The organism is Aeromicrobium camelliae (assembly GCF_003850045.1).
Lineage (GTDB): Bacteria > Actinomycetota > Actinomycetes > Propionibacteriales > Nocardioidaceae > Aeromicrobium > Aeromicrobium camelliae.
Genome location: NZ_RQJX01000008.1, coordinates 12908 through 29557, shown reverse-complemented (window position 1 = coordinate 29557; position 16650 = coordinate 12908). Strand labels below are relative to the sequence as shown.

General features: G+C 67.3%; 15 protein-coding genes, 1 tRNA gene and 1 riboswitch. Of the genes, 7 read left to right on the top strand and 9 right to left on the bottom strand.

The annotated features are described in order from the left end of the window. Window positions 1-5: 5 nt before the first annotated feature. From EHW97_RS07420 to EHW97_RS07405, 4 genes are read right to left on the bottom strand one after another with little or no spacing between them, the layout of a single operon-like run. Window positions 6-785 carry a maleylpyruvate isomerase family mycothiol-dependent enzyme gene (locus EHW97_RS07420; protein WP_124236534.1) on the bottom strand — a complete coding sequence of 260 codons (780 nt, stop codon included), beginning with the start codon at window positions 783-785 and terminating at the stop codon, window positions 6-8. Between the two features lie 9 nt (window positions 786-794). Beyond that, complete coding sequence (locus EHW97_RS07415) at window positions 795-1340, bottom strand: hypothetical protein (RefSeq protein ID WP_124236533.1); 546 nt, start codon at window positions 1338-1340, stop codon at window positions 795-797. Then, window positions 1337-1831 carry a hypothetical protein gene (locus tag EHW97_RS07410; protein ID WP_124236532.1) on the bottom strand — a complete coding sequence of 165 codons (495 nt, stop codon included), beginning with the start codon at window positions 1829-1831 and terminating at the stop codon, window positions 1337-1339. Before EHW97_RS07410 ends, EHW97_RS07415 begins: the two co-directional genes overlap by 4 nt. Before the next feature lie 28 nt (window positions 1832-1859). After that, window positions 1860-3719: an acyl-CoA dehydrogenase gene (locus tag EHW97_RS07405; RefSeq protein ID WP_124236531.1), complete on the bottom strand. Its 1860-nt coding sequence runs from the start codon at window positions 3717-3719 to the stop codon at window positions 1860-1862. A 370-nt stretch (window positions 3720-4089) separates the two neighbouring features. Here EHW97_RS07405 and EHW97_RS07400 point away from each other — a divergent pair, with 370 nt between their 5' ends. Then, the gene (locus tag EHW97_RS07400; protein WP_124236530.1) at window positions 4090-5010 is read left to right on the top strand and encodes a LysR family transcriptional regulator; all 921 of its coding nucleotides are present in this window, start codon (window positions 4090-4092) and stop codon (window positions 5008-5010) included. A gap of 10 nt (window positions 5011-5020) precedes the next feature. Here the strand turns inward: EHW97_RS07400 and EHW97_RS07395 are convergent, their stop codons facing one another. Continuing rightward, window positions 5021-6229, bottom strand: a complete 1209-nt coding sequence (locus tag EHW97_RS07395; RefSeq protein WP_124236529.1) for a PP2C family protein-serine/threonine phosphatase — start codon at window positions 6227-6229, stop codon at window positions 5021-5023. A 50-nt stretch (window positions 6230-6279) separates the two neighbouring features. Next, the gene (locus tag EHW97_RS07390; RefSeq protein ID WP_124236528.1) at window positions 6280-7029 is read right to left on the bottom strand and encodes an enoyl-CoA hydratase; all 750 of its coding nucleotides are present in this window, start codon (window positions 7027-7029) and stop codon (window positions 6280-6282) included. Between the two features lie 73 nt (window positions 7030-7102). On the opposite strand from EHW97_RS07390, the gene EHW97_RS07385 reads away from it, so the two are divergent. After that, window positions 7103-7176: transfer RNA gene (locus EHW97_RS07385), tRNA-Gly, on the top strand. A gap of 20 nt (window positions 7177-7196) precedes the next feature. On the opposite strand, the gene EHW97_RS07380 is transcribed toward EHW97_RS07385, so the two are convergent. Continuing rightward, window positions 7197-8219, bottom strand: a complete 1023-nt coding sequence (locus tag EHW97_RS07380) for a FecCD family ABC transporter permease (RefSeq protein ID WP_124236527.1) — start codon at window positions 8217-8219, stop codon at window positions 7197-7199. Further along, window positions 8216-9244: an ABC transporter substrate-binding protein gene (locus tag EHW97_RS07375; RefSeq protein ID WP_124236526.1), complete on the bottom strand. Its 1029-nt coding sequence runs from the start codon at window positions 9242-9244 to the stop codon at window positions 8216-8218. The genes EHW97_RS07380 and EHW97_RS07375 overlap by 4 nt, the downstream gene beginning before the upstream one ends. A 58-nt stretch (window positions 9245-9302) precedes the next feature. Further along, window positions 9303-9481: riboswitch (cobalamin riboswitch) on the bottom strand. Between the two features lie 770 nt (window positions 9482-10251). Between EHW97_RS07375 and EHW97_RS07370 the strand changes: the two genes are divergently transcribed. Next, window positions 10252-11577, top strand: coding sequence for an MFS transporter (locus EHW97_RS07370; RefSeq protein WP_124236525.1), 1326 nt, complete (start codon window positions 10252-10254; stop codon window positions 11575-11577). Between the two features lie 201 nt (window positions 11578-11778). Here EHW97_RS07370 and EHW97_RS07365 read toward each other — a convergent pair whose 3' ends face one another. Next, window positions 11779-13080, bottom strand: a complete 1302-nt coding sequence (locus tag EHW97_RS07365; protein WP_243696341.1) for a flavin-containing monooxygenase — start codon at window positions 13078-13080, stop codon at window positions 11779-11781. A gap of 207 nt (window positions 13081-13287) precedes the next feature. Here EHW97_RS07365 and EHW97_RS07360 point away from each other — a divergent pair, with 207 nt between their 5' ends. The 4 genes from EHW97_RS07360 to EHW97_RS07345 all read left to right on the top strand — a co-directional run bounded on the left by EHW97_RS07360 (window position 13288) and on the right by EHW97_RS07345 (window position 16623). Continuing rightward, window positions 13288-14208, top strand: coding sequence for a LysR family transcriptional regulator (locus tag EHW97_RS07360; protein WP_124236523.1), 921 nt, complete (start codon window positions 13288-13290; stop codon window positions 14206-14208). 146 nt (window positions 14209-14354) lie between these two features. Beyond that, window positions 14355-14795, top strand: coding sequence for a RidA family protein (locus EHW97_RS07355; protein ID WP_243696340.1), 441 nt, complete (start codon window positions 14355-14357; stop codon window positions 14793-14795). Beyond that, window positions 14792-15460: a DUF1028 domain-containing protein gene (locus tag EHW97_RS07350; protein ID WP_124236522.1), complete on the top strand. Its 669-nt coding sequence runs from the start codon at window positions 14792-14794 to the stop codon at window positions 15458-15460. Before EHW97_RS07355 ends, EHW97_RS07350 begins: the two co-directional genes overlap by 4 nt. Continuing rightward, window positions 15460-16623, top strand: a complete 1164-nt coding sequence (locus EHW97_RS07345) for a M20 family metallopeptidase (RefSeq protein WP_124236521.1) — start codon at window positions 15460-15462, stop codon at window positions 16621-16623. Before EHW97_RS07350 ends, EHW97_RS07345 begins: the two co-directional genes overlap by 1 nt. The last annotated feature ends 27 nt before the right edge of the window (window positions 16624-16650 follow it).

Sequence of the window (16650 nt, the reverse complement as noted above, 5' to 3'; positions counted from 1 at the left end):
GGGTCCTACGGGGTGACCGCGAGGCCGGTGAGGATGCGGTGGGCGAGTTCGGAGTCGCCCTCGACGGTGACCGGCACCTGGCCGGGCTTGCGTCGGCCGCCGCCGAGGATGGCGAACGACTCGGTGTCCATCGTGAGCGTCGTCTTCGGATCGGCATCCGTGTCGCCCGCGCGGCCGTCGTCGCCGACGGCGACGGTGCGGCGGAAGGGGACCTGGCCGGTGACGATGACGGCGACCGGATGGCCGGCCGGGGCGCCGGCGCGCTTGCCGATGACGAACGGGAGGGCGGCGCGGAAGGTCTGGACGGTCACGTGGGCGCCGGGGGAGTCGAGATTGCCGCCGCGACCGATCGCCCGGCGCAGGTCCTGCTCGTGCATCCACGCGTCGACCACCCGGTTGCGGAGCAGGGTGTCCCAGGACCACGGTGTCCCCGACGGGGTACTGGGCGCCAGGGCGTTCGGGTCGTCCGGCAGCACCTCGAGCTGGGCGGAACGGCGATCGACCGCCGCGCGGAGGCGAGCCAGCAGATCGGGGAGCGGCACGTCGCGCAGGGCGTCGACGCCCGCCTGCGTGTACTCCGCTGACAACCCCTTCGGGCCGTCGGCGCGGGCCGTCTCCGAGCCGTCGGCCAGCACCTCCTCGAGGTGCACCAGATGGGCCACGACGTCGCGGACGGACCAGCCGGGCAGGTCCGTGATGCGATCGGCGTCCTCGGGACGCAGGTCGAGGTCGAGGACGGCGTTGACGGAGTGCCGCCAGGCGTCGACGTAGGTCTGCAGACTCATGGGGCCAACCTAGGGGGCCTCGTGCGATTCGTCACCCCGTCGGCTCACGACGAGCCACGGGACGTCCCAGCCGCTGAGGCGTAAGCGACGGTCGACGAACGCACTCCGGTCGCGGGCGACGATACGGCCGGAGGCCGGGTCGAGGATGCGGAGCGCGTCCTCGTTCACCTCGGCGATCAGGACGACGTGCCGCGGAAGTACGGCGCTGCCGACGTAGAGCAGAGCGGGCTGGGTGGACGCGGCGAGCTTCGCGAACTCCCGGTCGAGCCGCCGGTGACGGACGAGCCTCCAGGCGTACGTCTCGCCGCTGACCGCGCCCAGCTCGTGGGCGGCGGCCCATGGCGACGTTCCGAGGGCGCGGGGCCACGGTAGCCGCCAGCCGCCGTCGGATCGTCGCGCTGAGGCCAGCCGCCGGTGCAGCACGTGCACGGCCTGCGAGCGGCCGACGGAGGGTTCGCCGCGCAGGGCGATGGCGGCGGCGAGGATCGCGCTCGGGCCGCACGTGCGCGTATCGGGCTGGACGATCCGGGGGATCGGCGCGCCCGCCGGTGTCATGGCCGCGCCCGCCGCCACGCGGTCGCGGCGATGATCGCGGCGCCGGCGGCGAGCGATCCCCAGGCCAGCAGCGATCCGGCCCGGTCGCGCGCGTCGAGATCGTCCACGACGGCGTACCCGTAGATCGCGCTGTCGGAGCGTTCGTCGCTCGGCCGGCATTCGACGCTCATCTGCTCGCGCCCGTCCTCCATGAGCGCGATGAGGTGCCAGCGGGTGCCGTCCGAACTCACCGTCACGTCGACGACCGAGTCCGACGGGATGGGCGTGCGTTCCTCGCCGGGCCCGACGGCCTCGCAGGCGATCTCTCGCCCGGGTTGCGGCAGGTCGGTGAGGACGGCGACATCATGGCCGGACCCGTCGAACGGCTGGCCCACGGGGGTGACGGTGCTGCCGCGCAGTTGATCCCACGCCCCGGCGGTATAGGCCGTCGCGCCGACCCAGCCGACGGCGGCGATCACGGCGCCGATGACGTACCACGCGCGAGACCTCACCGCGCCACTGTGCCATACCGCCCGTGGATCAGAACGCCGACTCGTCCAGCTCCATGACCGACAGGTCGACGTTCTCGGCGATCTGACGCTCCGCCGAGAGCGTGGGGAGAACGCTCTTGGCGAAGAACGACGCCGCGGCGACCTTGCCCTCGTAGAAGGACTTGTCGGTACCGGTCGCGCCGGCATCGAGCTTGGCGAGCGCCACCTCGGCGCCGCGCAGCAGGAGCCACGAGACGACGAGATCGCCGAGCACGTACACGAGGCGGGTCGTGTTCAGGGCGACCTTGTAGACGTTGCGGGCGTCGCCGGTCTCCTCGGCCGGGTTGGCGGCCATGAGGTCGTTGAACATGGCGCCGACGATCGCCTGGGCATCGTCCAGGCCCTTGGCGAGCAGCTCGCGCTCCACCTTGAGGCGACCGTTGCCGGCCTCGCTCTTGATGAACGCCTCGATCTCGTTGTTGAGGAAGCCGAGTGCGGTGCCCTTGTCGCGGACGATCTTGCGGAAGAAGAGGTCCTGGCCCTGAATCGCCGTCGTGCCCTCGTAGAGGGTGTCGATCTTGGCGTCGCGGACGTACTGCTCGACGGGGTAGTCCTGGAGGAAGCCCGAGCCGCCGAAGGTCTGCAGCGACTCCGTGCCGAGCAGCACCCACGAACGCTCCGAGCCGTAGCCCTTGACGATCGGGAGCAGGAAGTCGTTGACCGACTCGGCCAGCGACGCGTCCTCGCCGGCGGCCTTCTTGATGGCGATCTCGTCCTGCCAGGTTCCCGCGTAGATCATCAGCGAACGCAGGCCCTCGGCGAACGCCTTCTGCGTGAGCAGCGAGCGGCGCACGTCCGGGTGGTGGGTGATGGTGACGCGGGGAGCGGTCTTGGCCGGGTTGGTGAGATCGGCGCCCTGCACGCGCTCCTTGGCGTACTCGAGGGCGTTGAGGTAGCCGGTCGACAGCGTGGCGATGGCCTTCGCGCCGACCATCATGCGGGCGTTCTCGATGACGCGGAACATCTGGTTGATGCCGTCGTGCACCTCGCCGAGCAGCCAGCCGGTGGCCGGCGCACCGTCGCCGAAGGTCACCTCGCACGTGGTCGAGACCTTGATGCCCATCTTCTTCTCGACGTTGGTGACGTAGGCGCCGTTGCGCTCGCCCGTCAGCTCGCCGGTCTCGAGATCGAAGTGGTACTTGGGGACGAGGAACAGGCTCAGGCCCTTGGTTCCGGGGCCGCCGACGCCCTCGATGCCGACCGGGCGGGCCAGCACGAGGTGCATGATGTTCTCGCTCATGTCGTGCTCGGCCGACGTGATGAAGCGCTTCACGCCCTCGATGCGCCAGGTGCCGTCCTCGTTCTGGAAGGCCTTGGTCCGGCCCGCGCCGACGTCGGAGCCGGCGTCGGGCTCGGTCAGCACCATCGTGGTGCCCCAGCGGCGCTCGATGATGTGCTCGGCGATCTTCTTGTCGCGGTCGGTCCCGTTCTCCCAGACGATGCGCGCGAAGGCCGGGCCGGCGCCGTACATCCACACCGGTGGGTTGGCGCCGAGGACGAACTCGCCGAGCGACCAGATGAGGGAGGAAGGGGCGGGCTGGCCGCCGAGCTCCTCGGGCAGCTGCAGGCGCCACCACTCCGAGTCCATCCAGGCCTGGTAGCTCTTGGCGAACTCGGGGTTCATGGCGACGGTCTTGGCGTCGGGGTCGTAGACCGGCGGGTGGCGATCCGCGTCAGTGAAGGACGCCGCGAGGTCCTCGCGGGCCAGGCGCTCGACCTCGACGAGGATGCTCCGCGCCGTTTCGCCGTCGACCTCGGCGAAGGGCCCGGAGCCCATGACCGAGTCGCGGTCGAACAGCTCGAAGAGGTTGAACTCGACGTCACGCAGATTGCTCTTGTAATGGCTCATGCCAGCGTCCTTCAGGGGTACGTTCGGATCGATCGGCTGACCGGAGGTTTACTGCCGGGTAACTTAAGTATCTCGCGAGTAACTTAGGAGTTCAACCCCGGGGTGGCGCAACGAGAAAGCCCGCTTGCTCCAGAGCAAGCGGGCTTCGCGGCGGTCGGTGTGCGGTCAGCGCCAGCGGGTCGGCACCTGGCGGTAGCCGTCCGTACGCACGAGGTGTGCGGTGCGGGTGATCCCGACAGCGAGCGTGATCGCGGCCAGCGTGGCGACGATGATCATGCGGGCTCCCTTCGTGGTGGTTCCCCTCCATTCTCGGCGGCTCGATTGCGAAGGACAAGCTAAGAGAACTTCACTGAACGTGTAGTCTGGCTACATGGACGTGAAGCGCCTTGCGATTCTGCGGGAACTGGCCGAGCGGGGCTCGGTGGCTGCCGTTGCCGAGGAGATGCACGTCACTCCCTCGGCGGTATCGCAACAGCTGAAACTGCTGGAGCGCGAGGCCGGATTTCAGTTGACCGAGCCCCGTGGGCGGGGCATCGCGCTGACCGCCGCCGGTCGGGCGCTGGCGCGGACGGCCACGGAGATCGCGGTGGCGATCGAGCAGGCCGAGGCGAAGTGGCGCGACTACATGACGCGACCGGCCGGCGATGTCAGCCTCACGACGTTCCCGACCGGTGGCGAGATGCTGCTCCCGGGGCTTCTGCGGCGGATGGAGGAGGAGCCGAGCGTGCGGTTGGTGTGCCACGACGTCGATCCCACGCATCTTGAGGACATGGCCGACCTCGTTCCCGATTACGACGTCGTCGTGGCTGACACGCCGAGCGCGCGCGAGACGTGGCACGACCGTGATCTTCAGGTCGTCCCGCTCATGAGCGAGCCGCTCGATGTCGCGCTGCCCGAGGACCACCGGCTGGCTCGGCACCAGACGCTGTCGCCCAAGGACGTCGCCGGCGAGACGTGGATCGGGGTGCCGAAGGGATATCCGTTCGACGACGTCCTCACGCGGATCGTGGCGGTGACCGGCGAGCCGGTGCGGATCGCGCAGCGCTTCAGTGACAACGGGATCGTCGAAGCAGTGGTCGCGGCGGGGCACGGCATCGCTATTCTGCCGCGCTTCACGACACGAGAGCACGGCAACGGTCTGGTGACGCGGCCGCTCGTCGGTATCCGTGCGAAGCGCGAGATCGCCGCGGTCCTGCGGCCGGACCGGTTCGAACGACCGTCGGTGCGGTTCGTCATCGAGGCGCTGCGGGCCGAGGCGCGCGCGGTGGCCGCCACCCACGGTGCCACCTGAGTTCTGAGGTTCAGGGGCGACGGACGATGAGGAGCGCGATGTCGTCCTCGACGAACTCGTCGCCGACGGCGTTCGCGACCAGGCGGCTGCATGCCGTCTCGGGGTCGTCCGCCGCGGAGAAGTGGGTGCGCACGATGTTCAGCTGGCGGTCCGTCGACCGGCTTCGCGGGTCGTGTGGGTCGAGAGGCCGCTCGACCAGCCCGTCGGTGTAGAAGCACAGCGAGGATCCCTCGGGGAACTCCACGACGGTCTCCTTCCGCTCGAAGTCGCCGATGCCGAGCATGGGGTCGTGCACGATCGGCACTTCCTGCGGAGACTCGCCTTGCGCGGCCATCAGCGGCGGCCAGTGTCCGGCCGAGCTGAACGTGACCTTCTCGAACGGGGGCTGCAGCACCGCATAGACGACCGTCGCGTACGCGCCGTCCTCGAAGTGCCGGATCTTGCGATCGAGCCGCTCGAGAACCTCAGCGGGGCGGGAGTAGTCGAGGGCGTAGGCGCGCAGCGCGCTGCGCAGGCGTCCCATGATGACCGCGGCGGGGAGGCCGTGGCCGATGACGTCGCCCATGACGAGGCCGACGGAGCCGTCGGGGAGGCTGAAGACGTCGTACCAGTCGCCACCGAGGTCGCCCTCGGCGGGAACGTAGCGGGCGGCCGTCTCGAGGCCGGCGATGTCGCGCGGGGTGGTGGGCAGGAGGCTGCGTTGCAGGACGAGGGCGGCGTCGTGGGCGCGGTGGACGCCGGTCGGCTCGGCGATCTCGGCGACCCGGCGGGCGAACTCGTACAGGGTCGCCACGTCGTCATCGGTGAACTCGTGACCCTCGAAGGTGCCGACGTGCATGACGCCGAGAAGGCGCGAGGGCGTCAGGACGGGGACGCCGAGCAGGGACTGGACGCCTGACGTGCGCAGCAGGGGGTTGATGACGTTCTCGCGCGTGACCTCGGACAGGGCGAGCGGCTGGCGGGACAGGGCGATCCGCCCGGCGAATCCCTGGCCCATCGGCACGCGCGAGGCGGCGCGGAGAGTGTGGCGGAGGCCGACCGAGGCGTACGGCTCGAGGATGGTGCCGTTCTCGCTCACGAAGAGGAGCGAGGCGGTTTGCGTTCTCAATCGGCGGCGAGCCTCGTGGAGGGTCGCCAGGATGTCGGGGTCGACGGGGTCGGCATGTGCGGATGCAGCGTGCGCGCCCGCCGTCCGGGTGCCCGCCACGGTTGGTTCCACCCACGCACTGTATCCCGCGACCCGCTGTTTCCCTAGGGGTCGTCTGGGCGTCAACGGCGGAAGCGGGCCGCGAAGGCGGCGAACTCCTCGCTGCTGAGGGACGCGGCCTGGGCCCAGGACTCGAAGTCGAGGGAGCCGGCGAGATCGGCGTCGGCTGCGATCTGCACCGAGCGTTTGATGTCGGCCATGAGCTGCGGATTGCGCGATGCGTAGGTGTCGGCGAGCTCCCGGGCCCGGGCGAGGGCGTCGTCCGCGATCTCCTGGGCGATGCCGAGCCGAAGGCCGGTCTGAGCGTCGATGATCTCGCCGGCGTAGAGCGCCGCGGCCGTGTTCGCCGAGCCGATGCGCTGGGTGAGCATCCAGGTGCAGCCGCCGCCGGGGTGCAGGCCGATCTTCGAGAAGGTCGGACCGAATCCCGCCTCGGGCCCGGCGACGATGACGTCGCAGGCGAGCGCGATGTTCAGGCCCGCCCCGACCGCCGCACCGTGGACCGCGGCGATCGTCGGAATCTGGAGGTCGCGGATGCCGAGGAAGGAGCTGTAGACGCGCATGAGGTGCTCGCGCAGTTCCTCGACGGGCCGACTCGTGTCGCCGAAGAGGCTGTCGACGTTCGCCCCTGAGCAGAACGCCTTGCCGGCACCGGTCACCACGAGGACCCGGGCCTCGTCATCGTCGGCGACGGTCGCGACCGCGGCTCGGAGCTCGTCCAGGAGTGGCATGTCCAGCGCGTTGAGGCGGTCCGGCGCGTTCAGTGTGATCGTCCGAACCGGACCGTCGGACTCCAGCAGCACGAGTGACATGGCGTCACCGTAGCGTGGCCGCTGCCTCCCTTGCGCCCTCCAGAGCCCCGAGGTCGCTATGATCGGGGTCGACGCCGGTGTAGCTCAATGGCAGAGCGCTTGCTTCCCAAGCAAGATACGCGGGTTCGATTCCCGTCACCGGCTCCACCACTCTTCCTGGACGCGGTTCAGACCGACGTTCGACTCCGCTGCAACAGGATCAACGCGAACACCGGGACGCCGACGAGAGCGGTGGCGACGCCGACCGGCAGTTCCTGCGGATCGAGCACCGTGCGGGCGGCGGTGTCCACCCAGACGAGGAAGATCGCACCGGCGACGGCCGTGGCGGGGACGAGCCGCCGGTGTCCGACGCCGACGAGCACGCGGGCCAGGTGGGGCAGGACGAGCCCGACGAAGCCGATCGCTCCCGACGTGCTGACGATGGCGGCGGTCATCAGCGCGGTCATCAGCAACAGCCCGAGGCGCGATACGGCGACGTTGACGCCGAGCGCCGCGGCCGCATTCTCGCCGAAGGCGAACGCGTCGAGTGAGGAGGCCGCGATGAGGCACACGACGAGACCGACGAGCACCACGGCGCTGACGACAGCGACGTCTCGCCACGAGGCGCTGGCCAGCGAGCCGAGCAGCCAGAAGAGGACTCCGCGCGTCTGCTCCGCGTCGGCGGACGTGAACACGATGAACGACGTGAGAGCAGAGAACAGCTGAGTCGCCGCCACACCGGCGAGTACGACGCGATCCGTCGTCCCCCCGGCAGCCGCGGCCAGGGCGAGCACCAGCGCGAAGGCGGCCACAGCTCCGATGAAGGCGCCTCCCGCGAGTCCGATCGCACCCGTGCCGAGGCCGAGGACGACGACCGCGACCGCCCCCGTCGACGCGCCCGACGAGACGCCGAGAACGAACGGGTCGGCCAGGGGATTGCGCAACAGCGATTGAAGGATCACTCCGCAGACTGCGAGGCCGGCTCCGCAAGCGGCGGCCAGCAGGATCCGCGGGAGGCGCAAGTCCCAGATGATGCCCTCCTGAAGGCGGCTGAGCCCTGACTCTGGTCCGCCTGTCTTCGCGATGATTACGGACAGCGCGTCGCGCGCAGCGAGGTCCGAGGGGCCGATGGTGACCGCCATCGCGATGGACGCGGCGAGCACGCCGAGGGCGGTGAGGCCCAGAAGCCACGAGCGGGTGGTGAGCGTCATTCGCTGAGCCCGAGCTCGCGCAGGCCCTCCGCCACCTGCTCGACGCCGTCCACGGTGCGGATCGACGGATTCATCGCGGCGCCGGTCAGCGTGATGTACCGGCGCTCCTCGACGGCGGTCATCTCCCGCGTCACGGGATGGGACTCCAGGTAGGCGATCTTCGCCGCGGCGGTCTCGGCCGTCTGGCTCTTGCGGGTCAGGTCGCCGATCACGAGGACATCCGGATCGCGTTGCGCCACGGTCTCCCAGTTCGCTTGCGGCCACTCCGCCTGTGTGTCGTCGAAGACGTTCTTCAGACCGAGCGTGCGACTGATGATGCCCGGGGCGCCGCAACAGCCCGCCAGGTAGGGCGACTCGGAGTTCGCGAACCAGAACAGGACGCTGACCTCATCCTCGGGTGCCTGGGCGGCGGCCGCTTCCATGCGAGCGGTCAGATCATCGACGAGTGCCTGCCCTTCAGCTTCTGCGCCGAAGATCTCGGCAAGTTCCTGGACCTCCTGATAGATCGTCTCGATGCCGAGCGGCGCGTCCCGCGAGCCGTCGTCGTCGCCTTCGTTGTCCTTCGCGCATTCGGCCGGAGAGAGATACGAAGGCACACCGAGACGTTCGAGCGCGTCCGGCGTCGTCACCCCGCCTTCACCCAGCGTGGAGGCGAACGACGCGGTCACCAGGTCCGGTTCTGCCTCGAGGACCCGCTCGTAGGACGGAGCGTTGTCGGCGAGGCGCTCGACCTTGGCGTTGTCGACCTTGAGGTTCTCACGGACCGGATCGGTCCACGTCGCGGTGCCGACCATCCGGTCCGCGAGACCGAGCGACAACAGGATCTCGGTCGACCCCTGGTTGAGCGAGACAGCCCTCCGCGGGGGAGCCTCGATGGTCACCTGGCGACCGCAGTTGTCGATCGTGCGCGGGTAACCGGCTTCGCTCGTCGGTTGAAGTCGTTCGGACGAGCTGCTCGCGCAGGCAGAGAGGGCGAGCACGAGACTCGCGGCACTGATCGATGCGAGAGAACGGGATGCGGGCATGGAGCCGCCACCTTTCGAGGTCGGGGCTCGTGCGCGGAGCCCGGCGTGACCTCCCGGCGATTGCCGCGAGGGCCAGCAGGTCTTCGGACTCGGGGTCATCCGGACCGAGCGCCTTCCCAGAATCTCGTCCAGTGGCGTTGTGCTCGGCCCGTCGCCCTTACCGCTGCGCGTCAGTTCCGGATTCGCACCGGATTCCCTGACCCCCATCGGGGTACGACTGGCGATCCGCAGGCTACCACTGGTCTCGTCCGCTGAGGCGAAAGGTCGAATCGCATCCGACTCGACGACGACTTGGGGTCGAAGTAAGCCCTCGCGGTTTCGGGTGAGCTCGCGGTGGAGACGCGGGCTTGGAAGGCGTGCGACCAACTGAGACCGCCTCCCGGCAGGTGCCGCTCGGAGCCGCGCCACGCTATGCGCACCATGCGTACCAATTCGCGTACCAATTTGGCTCTTTTGAGGATGCGAGCCGTAGTCAGGCGCAGCACTCCTCCGATAGACCTTGCCTGGTTCTCGTTCCACGCGGTGGATCGGGACGCGCATACACCAGCGTGAAACGCCGCCAGCTCGGCATAGGGGAAGAGGAGAAGTGGCTTGAAACACTCATCGCGACGGCGGGGAGCCGTCCCACCATCAGGCGTCGGGGACGGCTACGAGACTCTTGCTGAGGTTGCCGATGCGCAGACGGTTTCCCTCAACACGGTGAAGAAGCAGGCATCCTCCGTGTACGCCAAGCTCGGCGTTCGCGACCGTAAATCGGCGCTTCTCAAAGCGCGACGGCTCGGGCTGATCAGCTCGAGTGACTCGTAGGAGTCCTCGCCGCGGACCGACAAAGTAGCGGGCTCAGGCGAGGTCAATCCCAGGGTCCGCCCACGTTCGCGGCATCGATTTTTCAGATTCAGTAGCCAGTTTACTCGCGCTTTACATATCCGTGTGGGCCGCATCACGATGGGCGATACGCCGCCGGGATTGGCCAGCGGTGGGAACGACGCCGACGAGCGAGGGGACATATGACCACCGAGGGGACAGCCAGCGATCCGACCATGCAGAAAGGCCTGCGGCGGAGCCTGGTCGCAGGATCGGTCGGTGTTTTCGTGCACTGGTTCGATTGGGCTCTTTACGCGTATCTGGCGACGACGATCGCCAAGATCTTCTTCCCGGAGCAGGACGGCAACGCCGCGCTCTTGGCGGTCTTCGCAGTTTTCGCGGTCGCCTTCTTCGTCCGTCCGCTCGGCTCGGTCCTGTTCGGGTACATCGGGGACAAGTACGGCCGCAAGATCACATTGTCGATCGTCATCATCTCGATGGCCGTCGGCACTCTCTTGATGGGTGTCCTTCCTTCCTACGACACGATCGGCATCCTTGCGCCGGTGCTCCTCGTGGTGGCACGCATCATCCAAGGGCTCGCGGCAGGAGGTGAGTTCGGTTCCGCGGCGGCTTTTTTGGCCGAGTACTCGCCACCCAAGCGTCGAGGTTTCGGTTGCTCATGGATCGAGTTCGGTTCGGTGCTCGGGTTCCTCGCAGCGTCGTTCGTCGTGTGGCTCCTCCACGTTGCACTGACCGATCAGCAGGTCCTCGACTGGGGATGGCGTATCCCCTTCTTGATCACCGTCCCCCTCGCGTTCGTGGGGCTGTACATCCGCATGCGCATTGAGGACACGCCTGAGTTCCGCATGATCTCGGAGCTGGAGACGGTTTCCTCGCAGCCAGTGCGAGAGGTATTTCGCCGCAACGGCCGGCAGTTCGCCCAGACGGTGGGCATCGAGACGTTCATGAACTCGACCTTCTACGTGGTCCTCGTGTACCTGATCACGTACCAGGAGGAGATCGTCGGGCTTTCGGGCTCTCAAGCTGCGCTTTTGTCATCCGTCGCTTCGCTTACCGCAATCGGGATCATTCCCCTGTCCGGGATCCTCTCGGATCGCGTGGGTCGAAAGCCTGTGCTGCTCGGGGCGGGAGTGCTGCTGGCTCTCGCAGCCGTTCCGCTCTTCCTGTTGATGCAGCAGGGCACCTTGTCGACGGGATTCGCCGCAACGTTCGGTCTCGCTGCCATCTTGGCTCTCATTCTGGGTACCCACGCTTCGACGGTTGCTGAGCTGTTTCCCACTCGCACCCGTCAGAGCGGGCTCTCGATGGGATACAGCGTCGCCGGCGCGTTCTTCGCCGGAACGATTCCCTACCTCAACACGTGGTTGATCGGGCTGACCGGAAGCGATCTCGTTCCCGCATTCGTCTTGGTGGTCATCGCCGGCATCGGGCTGGTGACGGTATCGACGATCCCCGAAACCCGAGGCCGAGAACTCCTTCATGAGAGCGACAAGCGCGCAACCGCCTGACCGTTCCTCATCCGAGGCCGTGTGCCCTCGCTAAGCCTGGTCATCGAGAACCGCGACGCCTCATCCCTCTGCTGGGGATGAGGCGTCGTGCGTTGTACGCGGAAGCCAGCGCCGTGGCCGCCTCGGCCTCACGATCCAAGGCGCCGACATACAGCTCGACGCCGCTCCCCGCGTGGCGGCGAACGGCGTCGAGTCGGTCCGCTACTTGCTGGCTCCGCTTCGATAGCTGAGGTACGTCCGTTGCGTGGCGATGTGGTCAGCCACGTACTTTGCGTCATGCCACACGCCCCAGATGAAGCTTGAACCGCGCCGGGACAGCCAGGGAAGCCCAAGGAAATAGATGCCCGGCTCGCTGGAGACGCCGCGGCGGTGCCGCGGCCGGCCTTTCTCGTCGAACGCGTCCGCGTGCAACCAGCTGTAGTCGGCCGTGAACCCGGTTGCCCAGACGATCGAGTTCACCCCGGCGTCCTGAAGGTCGAGCTCACGATGCGGCTGTGAGGCGCAATCGGGAAGTGCGCCGAGCTCACGGGCTCGTGGTTCCTCCGGGAATGCGAGGCCGTTGCGCGCAATGTAGTCGTCAGCGGCATCGAGAAGTGCGAGATAGTTCGCGTCACCTCGTTGGATGTTCGCTGCAAGGTCGCCGGCAAATCGGAGCACTCCGTCCTCGAAGGCCGTGGTCATGCCGACAAGTTCGATACCGGCCGCGGCAAGTTCGCGGAAGTCGACAGTGTGACCTCCGCGCGCTCCGCTGACGGCGATGGTGACGTGCTCCGCGCCAGCGGGCGGTGCGTCTGCGTCCCACATGCCGAGCACGCCCAACCACCACACGAAGTCCCGTCCCCGATAGCTTCGCGGCGGTCGATCGTGGGGTCCTACCGACAGATACACATCGCGGCCAGATCGGCGAAGTTCGTCGGCGATCTGGACCCCGGATGAGCCGGCCCCGACCACGAGCACGCCTCCGCTGGGCAGTTGCGCCGGGTTGCGATAACTGCTCGAGTGAATCTGCTGAACGCCTGCGGACTCTGGGACGATCGCGGGGATCGACGGGCGTTGGAAAGGCCCGGTAGCGACCACGACAAACCGAGCATCGTACTCACCCGCGGAGGTCGTCACTCGAAAACCCGGTCGGCCTTCGTTCGGCCGGACCGACGTGACCTCGACGCCGCAACGTACCGGCGCACCGATTTTTCTGGCGTACGCCTCGAAGTAGTCCGCGACCTGTTCCTTCGTTGCGAAGGAATCCGGGGCGACTTCATCGAACTCCAGATTGGGGAAGCGATCGTGCCACGCGGGGCCGTTCGCGACGAGTGAATCCCACCGCTGCGAGCGCCATCGTTCGGCGATGCGGTCCCGCTCGAGAACAACATGCGAAACGCCGCAGTTGCTCAAGTGCTCACTCATCGCTATCCCCGCCTGCCCGGCCCCGATAACAACTGCCTCGATGTGCTCTTTCGACACTTCAACCTCCGATGAACCAGCGCAACTGCTGCTGCGTCTCACGCGATCCTCGCCGGAGGTCGAGCATGTGTCCAACAGATCTTGTCGGCCTTCGAGTTCTATTGTGCCGAACAAAGCGATCGGGTGGGACGCGCACTTTCGGGGGCGCATCGGCAGCTCGCAACCTCGTACACTGTGGGGCGCCGGTTGCCCACTGCGAGAGCCTGAGCGCATGCGCCGGCCGGTCCGATGGCGACGAGGAGGAGCGGGATGGCTCAGTACACGCTGCGGCAGTTGGAGTACTTCGTCGCCGTCGCTGAAGCGGGAAGCGTCACCGCGGCGGCGCAGGAGATTCACTTGTCCCAGTCTGCTTTGTCGACCGCCCTCGTGGAGCTGGAGCGGACGCTGGGAGTGCAACTCCTGCTGCGTCATCACGCACGGGGTGTCACCTTGTCCGCGGCCGGGGAAGAACTGCTCGCAGCTGCCCGGAACCTGCTACGGCAGGCGGACGAGTTGGCTGACCAAGCGCGCGGATTGGGCCATGACCTGACGGGCACTCTCCACCTAGCCTGTTTCGGCGTGCTTGCACCCTACGTCCTCCCTGAGATCCTTGCGGAAGCAGCGGCGCATTTTCCTGGGCTCGAGATCAACACGAGTGAGGTCGACCTTGCCGAGTTGACTGAGGGAGTGGCCCGTGGTCGCTTCGAGTTGGCCATCGGTTACGACCTGGCGCCCGACGCGCGCTTGAGCATGACCCCACTTCGTCGGCTTGCTCCCTACATCCTGTTGCCACACAACCACCGGTTGGCAAAACGAAGGAGAGTCAAACTTCACGAGTTGTCCCACGAGCCCTTGGCGCTACTGGATCTGCCCCACAGTCGCGAGTACTTCGCGGGCATCTTCGAATCTGCGGGGGTCAATCCACTGGTGCGCTACCGGTCGACAAGTGCGGCGACGTGCAGGGCAATTGTCGCTCGGGGGCTTGCGTACACCCTGCTGAATGTTCGCCCCCGGCACGATTCCGAGGGCAACGACCAGGCGGTGGTGGCAGTGGACATCGCCGATCAGGCGCCGTCGCTCGGCGTCGTGGTCATGAAGGCGGAGGGGGCCCGTGCAACGCGCAGGATGGCCGCCGTCCAGGGGCTGATCGAGGACGTCGTACAGCGCGGTGGGATCGGGGCAGGCCAATAAGGGTGGGTGGCGGCCGTTCCGAGCGCGCCTTGTGTGCATCGACTGGGCCGAACTTGCGGCCCGATTAGATCGTCTCGACAGACCCTGCGGGCGTGCCTACCCTCAGGAGGAAGGTCCCATCGGCCGATCCCACTGGAGAGATTGACTTGAGCAAATCGATCACTGCGGGCGGACACACGCGCATCCGCCCCTTCAATACGCGTGACACCTACCCGGAGCAACATCTCGATAACGACCTTTGTCAAGCGGTCGTCGCCGGCAACACGGTGTATGTCCGAGGGCAGATCGGCCAGGACCTCGACACGAGTGAATCGGTCGGTGTCGGTGACGTGGAAGCGCAAACCGAACGGGCGATGGCGAACATCGACATGCTGCTGCGGGAGGCTGGGGCGTCGATGGAGCATCTGGTGAAGCTGACGATTTACATCGTCGATCCCCGCTATCGCGAGACGGTGTACCGCACCATCGGTCGCTGGACCCGTGGCGTCCACCCGATCTCGACCGGGATTGTCGTGTCAGCACTTGCTCGACCCGAGTGGTTGGTAGAGGTGGATGCGATCGCAGTGATTCCGGAGGGCTACCGGTGACCTTCTCTGTGCTCGCCACCGATGACTCGGGCGCCGTCGGTATGGCGGTGACGTCGTCGAGTCCGGCCGTCGCAGCGCGCTGCATCCATCTGCGATCAGGCGTCGGTGGTGCCGCTTCGCAGAATGTCACCGACCCTCGACTTGGAAACCAGCTGCTTGATGCGCTGGATCGGGGCCACGGCGCAGGGGACGCACTCAATAGTGTCGTCGAGAAGTGCGAGTTCATCGACTACCGGCAACTGACGGTGCTTGAGGCCGGCGGTGAGGGCGCTGCGTATTCGGGAAAGCACGCGCTCGGGGTCAATGCTGACCGTGTGGGCGCCCACGTCGTGGCGGCCGGCAACATGCTGGCAGGACCTCAGGTGGTCGACGCGCTGGTGGAGAGCTTTGAGTCCGCGACGGGAGCGCTCGAAGAGCGCCTGCTCACCGCATTAGAAGCGGGGCTTGCAGCCGGCGGCGAGGCAGGACCTGTCCATTCGGCGGGTCTAGCCGTGGTTCGGACGGTGCCGTGGCGCGAGACCGATTTACGGGTTGACTGGAGCGACCATCCCATCTCGGATCTGCGGCGGTTGCTGGACCTCTGGCTGCCGCAGCGCGACGACTACGTCACTCGCGGATTGGATCCCACTGCAGCGCCTTCCTACGGCGTTCCAGGAGACGAGTGATGGGGGACCATCGCCGGGGCGAACTCTCGGCCGCCAAAAACCGTGCAGCGGAGATCGTGCGAAGCGATGCACCACGACTGATCGCCCTCTCCGAGGTGCTGCACGCGAATCCGGAGGTCGCGTGGGAGGAGTATCGATCTGCCCGTTGGGTGGCAGACGCACTAGGCGAAGCGCAGTTCGACGTCACGATGGGGTACCTCGGCCTGGATACTGCCTTTCTCGCGACCTACGGCACCGGACCGTTCCGGCTCGGTCTGTGCGCGGAGTACGACGCGCTCCCGGGCCTCGGACACGCCTGCGGGCACAACCTCATCTCGGCCATAACCGTGGGCGCGGCTCGTGCTCTCGCCCCGTTGGCCGACGAGTTCGGGTTGAGGATCGAGGTCTACGGAACGCCCGCCGAGGAAGGCGGCGGCGGGAAGATCGACCTCATCGAACGAGGAGCGTTCGTGAACCTGGATCTCGCGATGATGGCTCACCCGGCGCCTGTCGATGTCGCCGAAGCCCAACCGTTCGCGGTGTCGCACTCGCACGTGTCCTATGCGGGGAAGGCTGCGCACGCGGCGGCCTACCCTGAGCAGGGGGTCAACGCCGCGGACGCCTTCACGATTGCGCAAGTCGCGCTCGGTCTCCTCCGCCAGCAGCTTCCCGAATCGGTGCGCGTCCACGGGGTGATGACCAACGGCGGCGAGGCTCCCAACGCCATTCCGGCGCGCACGGAGGGCCGCTGGTACGTGCGTGCTGAGTCACTTCAGCAGCTCGCGGCGGTCGAAGAGAAAGTGTGGCGGTGTTTCGAAGCGGGGGCTCTCGCGACGGGTTGCGACCTCACCATTGTTCCCGAGAGCAAGCCTTACGCTGAGTTCCGCACTGACCAGGCGGCGTTGCAGGCCTATATCGGTAACGCGAAGCGGTTGGGGCGCGTCTTCGACGAGGGAACTCCGGCGCGACGCATGAACCGGGCCTCTACTGACATGGGCAATCTCTCACAGATTGTGCCCGCCATTCACCCCTATGTAGGTGTCGGTTCTTGGCCTGTTCTGAACCACCAGCGGGAGTTTGCGGAGCATTGCGTCGGACCGAAAGCGGAGAAGGCGCTACTTGACGCTGCGACTGCGCTCGCCTGGACCGCGCTCGACGTGGTGTCGGCCCGGACGGATCGCTAGCGAGACAACCTTTGCAGGATTCCGGGA

What these genes read in the sequence shown, in the direction of transcription:
- EHW97_RS07345 (WP_124236521.1), top strand. Translation starts at nt 15,460, where the DNA reads ATGGGGGACCATCGCCGGGGCGAACTCTCGGCCGCCAAAAACCGTGCA.
- EHW97_RS07390 (WP_124236528.1), bottom strand. Translation starts at nt 7,029, where the DNA reads ATGTCACTCGTGCTGCTGGAGTCCGACGGTCCGGTTCGGACGATCACA.
- EHW97_RS07360 (WP_124236523.1), top strand. Translation starts at nt 13,288, where the DNA reads ATGGCTCAGTACACGCTGCGGCAGTTGGAGTACTTCGTCGCCGTCGCT.
- EHW97_RS07415 (WP_124236533.1), bottom strand. Translation starts at nt 1,340, where the DNA reads ATGACACCGGCGGGCGCGCCGATCCCCCGGATCGTCCAGCCCGATACG.
- EHW97_RS07420 (WP_124236534.1), bottom strand. Translation starts at nt 785, where the DNA reads ATGAGTCTGCAGACCTACGTCGACGCCTGGCGGCACTCCGTCAACGCC.
- EHW97_RS07405 (WP_124236531.1), bottom strand. Translation starts at nt 3,719, where the DNA reads ATGAGCCATTACAAGAGCAATCTGCGTGACGTCGAGTTCAACCTCTTC.
- EHW97_RS07375 (WP_124236526.1), bottom strand. Translation starts at nt 9,244, where the DNA reads ATGCCCGCATCCCGTTCTCTCGCATCGATCAGTGCCGCGAGTCTCGTG.
- EHW97_RS07400 (WP_124236530.1), top strand. Translation starts at nt 4,090, where the DNA reads ATGGACGTGAAGCGCCTTGCGATTCTGCGGGAACTGGCCGAGCGGGGC.
- EHW97_RS07370 (WP_124236525.1), top strand. Translation starts at nt 10,252, where the DNA reads ATGACCACCGAGGGGACAGCCAGCGATCCGACCATGCAGAAAGGCCTG.
- EHW97_RS07380 (WP_124236527.1), bottom strand. Translation starts at nt 8,219, where the DNA reads ATGACGCTCACCACCCGCTCGTGGCTTCTGGGCCTCACCGCCCTCGGC.